The organism is Thermofilaceae archaeon, assembly GCA_038731975.1.
Classification (GTDB): Archaea; Thermoproteota; Thermoprotei; order Thermofilales; family Thermofilaceae; genus JANXEW01.
In genome coordinates this window covers 1-2,676 of record JAVYQJ010000080.1, presented here as the reverse complement: position 1 = coordinate 2,676, position 2,676 = coordinate 1, and the positions used below count along the sequence as shown (strand labels likewise).

The following is a 2,676-nucleotide window of genomic DNA, read 5'->3' as shown; positions in this document are numbered from 1 at the left end:
GCCGCTCGCTCGTACTCCTCGATGGTTGACGATTCGCGCCGCTCCAGCAGCTTGATCGTGAAGGTCTTGCCTAGCAGGCGCGCCGCTGCTACGAGGATGGCCAGCCTGACCCTCTCCTTAACTCCCAGCTCAAGCCTCTCCCCCAGCAACTCGCTCCAGAACTCGTAGTGGGCCCGCTCCACTCTAGCGAGCTCCTCGAGCAGCCTCCTGTTAGCATCGTTCCTTTCGCGTACCGCTAGCCGCGAGTAGAGCTCGCTATCGAATAGCTCGTCCAGCGCGTAAAGCCTAAGTTTTTCTCGATTTTGCAACCAGTACCCCCCTTCGGGCGATGAAGGAGGAGATCCTGTACTGTAGTGTGGCTATTGTTTCAAGCGAGAAGAGCTTGGACGCAGCGTAAACGATTAGGATCGTCAAGGCTAAAGCGGCTACCAGGTACACAGGCATCTCGCTAGGCAGTCGAGCGCTGATCATATCCCTCGCCGCGACGATCAGCTGGGTCACAGGGAGGGTGTACAGTACCGCGATAGCCGCTTTCCCCAGAGCACTGCTCGGCGCGAAGAGTATGAAGAGAGCTGGGATGTAGAAGAGCATCGAGAGGGGGCCTACCAGCGTGTTCGCAACTCTCACGTCCTTGCTCAGTACCCCGATAACCATGCCCACTGCGGCTGCGAAGAAGAGAGAGATCAGCAAGCTCAGCGCAATGACGGTTATGTCCGTTGGTGCTGCCATCAGTTCGATGTTCAGAGCTTGTCCAGGCTCCCGCGTGAAGGCGAAGGGTACGGTTAGAATGAGGTAGAAGTAGGCGAACATGCCGACCACCTGGAAAGCCGTACCCAGCATAGAGACGGCGAACATGCCTAATAGCTTTGATAAAAGAACATCGTAGCTTGAAATGGGTAGCGTGAGGAGAGTTTCCAGCGTCCTTTCCTCATTCTCAACCGCTACCGATGTTGCCGCCATCTGCATCACCACCAACGCGATGGAGAGGAGGATCAAGGGTATCAGCATCGCAGCCATCGATAGCCCCGTCAGTAGCTCAGGTCTGGTGAGCAGAAGACCCTTCGCCGCCATGTATATAGTGCTGTTAACGGCTACCGGATCCCTGACTAAATCGTAGCTTACTTTGCCTTCAAGCAGCTTCCTTGCGGCAAATTCTCTGACAGAATCCGCCAAACCCAATCCCTGAAGAGAGAAGAGCGGGGAATCCCTCAATATCTGAACGAGGTCGAGGGATGGTTTCCGGCCTTGCTCGAGAGCTTCTGCGAAACCCGGCTTTATCACGAGCAGCGCTGATGCGCCACTTTCCGCAGCTCTCTTAGAGAGCTCCTCGAGCGTTCCGCCGCTCACCTCTATCACGGTAAACTCCTTACCGGAGAGCCAGCGTACCAGCTCCCTTGAGAGGTTCGTTCGATCCAGGTCTGCTACAGCGACGGTTTGACCCGTTACCGCCTGCGTTATTGCGGCCTGCATGGCTGTAGAAATCGCTACCCCGATCACCGGCATGATTACTGCTGAAAGCACGAAGGGGATGAAGATCCTTGGATCGCGGATCAGGTCTCTAAACTCCTTTAGGGCGAGAACCTTTACAGCTTGAAGATTCATGCAACCTCACCGACGAGAGATACGAATAGTTCCTCGAGGTTTCTCGCACCGTAGCTACTCAGCAGCTCCGCTAGCCGCCCGCGCGTGATGATCCGCCCACGGTGTATCAAGGCCACAGTATCGCACGTAGCCTCGATCTCACCCATGTTGTGACTCGAAAGTAGGACGGTTGTGCCCAGCTCCCTTGCGTACCTCCTCACAATCTCCCGCACCTCCCGCGCTTGCAGAACGTCGAGACCCGAGGTTGGCTCATCGAGGATCGCGACTCTCGGTTTCACCATGAGCGCACGGGCAACCTGTATCCTCCTCTTCATCCCCTTGCTATACGTCTTCATCTTCTCGTATGCCGCGCTCCCCAAGCCAGCTATCTTGAGGCCGAGCTCGAGCGCCTCCTCCGCCTCCCCACCCTTACCGTAATATATCCTGGCTATCATCTCGAGGAACTCGTAGCCCGTGATGTTCCGGTAGGTCCCAGCGTCCTCAGGCAGGTAGGAAACGTACCTCCTGATCCTCAGGTCGCCGGGGCTAGCGCCCAGCACCCGAACTTCACCCGAAGTTGGTGGTAGCAACCCGGCTAGAATGCGGAAGGTCGTTGTCTTCCCTGCACCGTTGGGGCCTACTAGGCCGAAAACCTCCCCTTCCTCCACTTCGAAGCTAACCCCGTGCAGCGCCCTGAAAACGCCGAAATCCTTCACCAGATCTCTTACTTCAACTACAGACACAGCGTTTCAAGCATATGCATATAATAAACATTGCGTAAGAACACAGGTTCATGAAGCAAAAATTGTAACAAAAAAGGAGGAAATTAGGCAAACATCTCTACTATCGTAGTGAAAGCTAAAGCGTCAATTCGCTCCGCCAGAGACCGTGTATGTTGCAGTAGCTGAAGGCTATGAGTTTACCGGGCTTATCCGTTTTGAACACGAAGGTGGCTACAGGCTCCGTGTAAACCGTGCTCGTGTTGGGGCCCTTCACCGACTCGCCGTGCGCTTCAAAGTCTGCTCTACCGATCTTGAAGGGGAATTGCTCTCCTTCAGGCCAGAAGATTAACTCAATGTAGCGGATGTGGTGCTC

The 2,676-nt window shown here is 55.3% G+C and carries 4 protein-coding genes; all 4 read right to left on the bottom strand.

Annotation, left to right across the window (positions count from 1 at the left end):
- Positions 1-308, bottom strand: a 308-nt coding sequence (locus tag QXF46_09680) for a hypothetical protein (GenBank protein ID MEM0227132.1), incomplete at its 3' end; no start/stop codon positions are given.
- Positions 286-1,602, bottom strand: coding sequence for an ABC transporter permease (locus tag QXF46_09675; GenBank protein MEM0227131.1), 1,317 nt, complete (start codon positions 1,600-1,602; stop codon positions 286-288). The genes QXF46_09675 and QXF46_09680, both read right to left, overlap by 23 nt.
- Entirely contained in the window at positions 1,599-2,324 is a 726-nt protein-coding gene (locus QXF46_09670) for an ABC transporter ATP-binding protein (GenBank protein MEM0227130.1), read from the bottom strand. Before QXF46_09670 ends, QXF46_09675 begins: the two co-directional genes overlap by 4 nt.
- Before the next feature lie 115 nt (positions 2,325-2,439).
- The coding region (locus tag QXF46_09665) for a desulfoferrodoxin family protein (protein ID MEM0227129.1) at positions 2,440-2,676 on the bottom strand (237 nt) is incomplete at its 5' end.

Excerpts from the sequence above, each read along its gene's own strand:
- QXF46_09675 (MEM0227131.1), bottom strand. The coding sequence starts at position 1,602 with ATGAATCTTCAAGCTGTAAAGGTTCTCGCCCTAAAGGAGTTTAGAGAC.